General features: G+C 51.3%; 5 protein-coding genes and 1 pseudogene. 4 read left to right on the forward strand and 2 right to left on the reverse strand.

Annotated elements, in window-relative coordinates:
• Positions 1-85 precede the first annotated feature (85 nt).
• The 3 genes from KMAL_RS15770 to KMAL_RS15780 are packed head-to-tail and all read left to right on the forward strand — an operon-like array spanning position 86 to position 3,499.
• Positions 86-973: an MFS transporter gene (locus KMAL_RS15770; RefSeq protein WP_239020182.1), complete on the forward strand. Its 888-nt coding sequence runs from the start codon at positions 86-88 to the stop codon at positions 971-973.
• A 14-nt stretch (positions 974-987) separates the two neighbouring features.
• On the forward strand, positions 988-2,061 hold the full coding sequence (locus KMAL_RS15775; RefSeq protein WP_014106227.1) for an HlyD family secretion protein: 1,074 nt from the start codon (positions 988-990) through the stop codon (positions 2,059-2,061).
• Positions 2,048-3,499, forward strand: a complete 1,452-nt coding sequence (locus KMAL_RS15780) for an efflux transporter outer membrane subunit (RefSeq protein WP_041247853.1) — start codon at positions 2,048-2,050, stop codon at positions 3,497-3,499. Before KMAL_RS15775 ends, KMAL_RS15780 begins: the two co-directional genes overlap by 14 nt.
• 229 nt (positions 3,500-3,728) lie before the next feature.
• Here the strand turns inward: KMAL_RS15780 and KMAL_RS15785 are convergent, their stop codons facing one another.
• On the reverse strand, positions 3,729-4,430 hold the full coding sequence (locus KMAL_RS15785; RefSeq protein ID WP_014106229.1) for a pirin family protein: 702 nt from the start codon (positions 4,428-4,430) through the stop codon (positions 3,729-3,731).
• A gap of 162 nt (positions 4,431-4,592) precedes the next feature.
• Between KMAL_RS15785 and KMAL_RS15790 the strand changes: the two genes are divergently transcribed.
• The gene (locus tag KMAL_RS15790) at positions 4,593-5,513 is read left to right on the forward strand and encodes a LysR family transcriptional regulator (RefSeq protein WP_110096449.1); all 921 of its coding nucleotides are present in this window, start codon (positions 4,593-4,595) and stop codon (positions 5,511-5,513) included.
• A gap of 54 nt (positions 5,514-5,567) precedes the next feature.
• On the opposite strand, the pseudogene KMAL_RS17725 reads toward KMAL_RS15790, so the two are convergent.
• Positions 5,568-5,738: pseudogene (locus KMAL_RS17725) on the reverse strand (NAD(P)H:quinone oxidoreductase); the annotation flags it as partial.
• Positions 5,739-5,855: the final 117 nt, after the last annotated feature.

Here is a 5,855-nt window from a genome sequence, read left to right on the forward strand (position 1 = left end):
CCTCCAGCGCAACCCGTGACTTGAACTCTGCCGCATACCTCTTCCGCGTAACCTTGCCCATAAAACCCGTCCTCGTTCAGGCCAGATGATAGCTTATCGCCCTGTCCGAAAAATGGGGACCACCTCTCTTTTTGCAGTCTTCATCGTCAATGAGTGGCATCATTCGCTTCCATTTTTTCGTATCCAGTTGCTCAAACAACGCAATATAGCGGATGCCTTGCTTACGCTTTTCGGGGTTCTGGTGTTGAGTGTGGTAACGGTTTCTGTTCCATCGCATTATCTGACTGCGGTAAAATCCTATCGTCCAATTCAGACGACGCCTTTCTCTCTGCTGATAGCGATTCCCCAGTTGCTCGCGCTCCCGCTGGTGGCAGCCATATGCAATATCCGCCGGATCGACTGTCGACATGTTCTTATGGCCGGTCTGGGTCTGATGGGTCTTTCATACTGGCTGGGAACCTGGATATGTGCAGACTGGGTCCGCGATAATTTTTATCCCATCGCGCTGCTGACTGTATTCGCGCAGCCTATGGTCATCATTCCGGTTCTGATGCTTGCGACCATGGGGCTCGGACCTACCGATGGGCCCTTCATCTCCGGTATGGTCAACATGACCAAGGGTATGGCGAGCGCTGTCGCAGATGGACTTCTTGACGCATTGTTCCGGCGCCGGGAGCAATACCATTCCTCCATGTTGCTGGATCACATGGGCCATATACAGTTTTCTCTTCCTCCTTTCGATGCTGTACGCCAGAGCCTGTTCGATCCTCACCTTGTTGACCCAGGCAGCGTGAACTCGGCCGCTATGTCCCTCTTTCATCGCGAGGTCGGGATGCAATCGCTCATTCTTGCCTGTGCCGATATCTATGTCGTGATGATTGGCGTTTGCACGCTTCTTATCGGCCTCAATCTTGTTCTGCCCAGCAGGGTGTATCCGCCGCGCGCAGCGGCACCGCTCTCTCGTCAATCCTAAACCGGAGATTTCATGTGCCGACCCGGCGTTTCTTAAGTCTTGCCGCTGTCATAGCGGGTCTTGGTGTCACGGCTTTCGCCGTGGACCGATTGGTAATGGAGCATCAGGGAAGTGTTACGACAAATGACGCTTATATCCATGCTTATTTCACACTTGTCGCACCTAAGGTCTCAGGTCGGATCGATCAAGTTGAGGCACAGGATAACCAGCACGTGAAAGCAGGCGAGACGCTGGCTCACATTCAGGACTGGGACTTTCAGGCTTCCCTCAGGATAGCCCGGGCTAATGTGGCATCCGCTCAGTCGGATATTGATAATTTGAGCGCGACCCTCAAACGGCAGCAACCTCTTATCGCCGCGGCGCACGCGTCGGTTGAGTCTGATAAGGCTGCTCTTGCCTTTGCTAGGCTGGATGAGGCGCGTTATCGCGATTTGTCTGCAGGTGGAGCAGGAACTGTTGAGCAACGTCAACGTACAGCAACACAGGCAAAACAGACTCTTGCGCTTCTTGCTCGTGATGAGGCAGAGGCTTCAGCGGCGGAGCAGCAGGTTCCTGTCATTCAAGCGCAACTTGAGCGTGCCAGAGCGGCATTACAGCGTGCGCAAGGGGAAGAAAAGCAGGCTGAACTCAACCTGTCATACTGCACGATAACGGCACCAATTGATGGCGTGGTTGGCGCGCGCGGTGTTCGTGTGGGGGCCTATGTTCATGTTGGTACTGCGCTCCTGGGCGTTATTCCCGTTCAGGATGCTTTTGTGGTCGCCAATTTTCAGGAAACACAATTAACTCACGTAATGCCCGGGCAACGGGCTACAGTCTGGGTTGATACTTTTCCGGGGCATCACCTGCGGGCTCATGTTGATAGCGTGGCGCGCGCGACCGGGGTCGCATTTTCTCCGATCCAGCCAGACAACGCGACGGGGAACTTTACCAAGGTGGTGCAGCGTCTCCCGGTCCGCATTGTGTTTGATCCGGGCCAGCCTCTTGCTGCGCGAGTGAGTGTTGGCATGTCGGTTGAAGTGAGAATCGATACAGAGACGAAAGCTGACGGCCCTCATGCATCGGATGATCGCTATGAATGGCGTTAAGCGACTGGGTTTTGCGCTGTTGGGACTAATGGTGAGTGCCTGCACCGTTGGGCCCGATTTTCATGATCCACGGATGCCTTCTGGAGATAGATGGCATGAAAGTCTGCCTGCATCTTCCAGCAAGGCGGATATGAAAAGGATCAATCCCCAATGGTGGGAAGTGTATCACGATCCTATTTTAGATGATCTTGAACGACAGGTTGCGGCAAAAAACCTCGATTTGCGGGCAGCAAGTTTCCGATACGCTCAAAGTCAGGCAGAACGAAAGATAGCAGGAGCTGCACAGTTTCCCTCCCTTAATGGAAATGCCTACTATCAACGCAATCAGATCAGCGCCAATGGCGTAAGGTCGGTGCTTGGTACCCCAATCGGCATGACTCATCCCACGCCAGCGTTCAATCTCCCGACTTATGGACTGAGTGCTTCATGGGAGGTCGATCTATGGGGGCATGTCAGGCGCTCTGTGGAGAGTGCGCGGGCTGCGATGGATGTTACCGACGAAATGCGTCGTGATGTCATCGTCTCACTCATGGCTGAAGCTGCCAGAGACTATATTGAATTGCGTGCAGTGCAGGCCGAAATGGCAATTATACGTCAGAATCTCGCAGTTGCGCGACGGAGCGTGGAGTTGACGACTCTTCGATTCACAAAAGGGGTTACGACCACGCTTGATGTAGATGACTCCGAGGCACTTTATCACACCTTTAATGCACGGCTACCGGTATTACGTAATCAGCAGGTTCATCTTATCAATGCTCTGAGTTTTTTGATCGCACGTGAACCAGGAGCATTAACGGCATTACTTGAGGCGCCGCATCCCATTCCTTCAGTGCCTTCGGTTATCGATATCGGTGTCCCTTCGGAACTGGCTGATCGGCGTCCTGATATCCGGATGGCAGCTGCAAAACTACATGTTGCAACAGCAAATATTGGTGTGGCAATCGCAGATTTTCTGCCGCGCGTGACCCTGTCGGGAACATTGGACATGCAGGCGATGTATTTCAGCAAGTTGGGGAATTGGGCTTCGCGTCAATATGGGTTTGGACCGACAATGACGGTGCCCCTTTTTGAAGGAGGCAGGCTCCGAGGGCAGTTGATGCTGCGAAAAGCCCAGCAACAGGAAGCTTTCATCACGTATCAGCGGACAACCCTGAATGCCTGGCATGAGATTGACGATGCGCTGGCCAGTTTTAGTGCAGCCCAGCAGCAACGTGATGAATTACGTCAGGCCGTGGCGCACGATAATGCCGCAGTAAATACAGCCCAGAGACAGTATGCGGCGGGAGCTGCTGATTTTCTTAATGTCCTGACCTTGCAATCCCAGCTTCTGGCTGCCGAAAATCAGCTTATTCAGTCGGAAGCGAGTGTATCGACCTCTGTTGCCCAGCTTTATCGGGCGCTGGGGGGAGGCTGGGAGGGGACTTTTCCTTTGCAGTGAACATCACACGTGGCAGCATCAGTGCTGCTACTGTAAGAGAATAACCAAGTAAATCGCGGACTTATTCCATGTTTATGATAAAATATTTTGAATCTATTTTGTTGTTTTAGGTAAATGAAGAGTAAGAAAGACCTTAAGCTTCTTTTTTCACTCATGATGATATTAATGGGTTGAGGAAAATTAATAAAGCTGAGAGGAGGGTTTTCGAACCCTCCCCGTACTCTTTTTTTTATAGCCTTGTATCAACAAGCACTATTTCAGAATCTTGATGTGCAAGGATTGTGAGGGTATCTTTCTCTGAGATGGCAGCACCATCACCCTCTCTGATCATCTGACCTTCAATTTCCACGGTGCCGCGGGCAACGACCAGATACGCCAGCCTTTCTATGCCAAGATGGTAATCGGTATTCTCTTCTCTTATTAATGTTGCTCCCAAGACGCGTGCATCTGTGCGAATTGGAAGAGCATCACCGTCGTTTTCGTAACCGGATGCGAGTATGATAAACTTGCCAGCACGATCGGTTTTCGGAAACACCCGGGTTCCCCACGACGGTGCATATCCGGATCGGGTCGGTATGATCCATATCTGGAATATCCGGGTTGTGACATCCTCAAGATTATACTCGCTATGCTTGATTCCGGTACCAGCAGACATAACCTGAACGTCACCTGCGATGGTACGTCCCTTATTGCCCAGGTTGTCCTGGTGGGTGATGGCGCCTTCCCGGACATAGGTTATGATTTCCATATTCTCATGGGGATGCATGCCGAAACCGGACCCCGGCGCAATAGCGTCATCGTTCCAGACGCGGAGAGCACCCCAATTCATCCGGCTAGGATTATAGTAGTTGGCAAACGAGAAATGGTGCCGTGTATCTAGCCAGCCATGATTGGCGTGCCCTAGCTGTGAGTAAGGACGAACTTCGATCATGATGGTTTTTCCAGATGGAGGTGACGATATGTGGATGGTGTCAAAAAATAGCCGCCCGGCGTTACTGTCGTAAATGGCAATAGTGGAAAGATACGGTTTCTCTTTCTTGGCGCAATGAGTATGTCGAGATATAACTGGACGATCAGCCAAGGGGGGAGTTGTATGAGACTGCCGGATTTTGAAGCATGGGCTATTTTCGCAAAAGTGGCGGAACTTGGTTCTTTTGCGCGTGCGGCAGAAGAAATACAGCTCTCCAAGCCGACTGTCTCAAAGGCGGTCAGTCGTCTTGAACAGACGTTAGGTATTGCGCTGTTCAATCGGAATTCTCGTCACATTTCCCTTACTGAGACCGTGAGGGCCCTTCTTGGCTATGCCAATCGTATTGTTACCGAAGCTGAAGCTGCTGAAGCAGAAGCTCGTGGTGATATGCAACGCCCTTCTGGCCGTATTCGCATTACCGCACCAGTGACATTTGGTATCCGCCATCTTGCCCCCGTCTTGCCGGAATTTATGCGGCGCTATCCTGAGATTGATCTGAATATCAGTTTCAGCGATGCAATTGTAGATGTGGTGGCTGACGGATATGATATCGCGTTACGTATCTCCGCTCTTGCTGATTCCTCTTTGCGCGCACGAAGATTATGCGATGTTGGTCTCTTTCTGGTGGCATCATCGGCATGGCTGAATACTGTCGGCCGACCTGAACATCCACGAGATCTGGAGGACTGTAAAAGCTTCGTTTATACGAATACCGCTGCTCCAGGAATGATTCGTCTCCGAAAGAAGAATTCAGGTAAAGAATTTGTCCTGCCACAAACGTCTAGGTTCCGTGCGGACAATGCTGAAGCGTTCCTGCCCTCTTTAGAGGAGGGGCTAGGCTACGGATTATTTCCCGAATTTATGGTTTCAGATGGATTGCAGGAAGCAAGACTGGAACGAATTCTTCCAGAATGGGAAGGGCCTGTCATAAGTCTATACCTGATTACCCCTCCAAGCCCGATGCGACCTAACCGTGTCAAAGCCTTGATAGATTATCTGATAAAGGCTTTTGAGCATCCACCATGGGTAAAAACCGAGAGGTAGCCTGAACCGGACAAAGAGCCTTCCTGAAGAAGAGTATCGGGAAGGCTTTGATAATCAGGCTAGTTTTTTAGTAATGCCGGCCACATGCTGACCGAGAAATTTCGCCCCATCGAGTTCATTGCTGCTTGGCTGACGTGATCCGTCACCTGCAGCAATCGTCGTGACGCCATAAGGTGAGCCGCCAGTGACTTCGTCAACTTTAAGCTGACCCTGGAAGCTGGAGGGTTCTAAAAACCCCCTGGTTTTGAGGTCTTCTGTATGATTCTATTTCTTCTGCGTTGATTGAGGGAATGGCGATATGAAGCAGCCTGGTTTTTTTGATGTTGAAGAGCGGCTTTCCCG

It is taken from the genome of Novacetimonas maltaceti, from assembly GCF_002906255.1.
In the GTDB taxonomy this organism is placed as follows: domain Bacteria; phylum Pseudomonadota; class Alphaproteobacteria; order Acetobacterales; family Acetobacteraceae; genus Novacetimonas; species Novacetimonas maltaceti.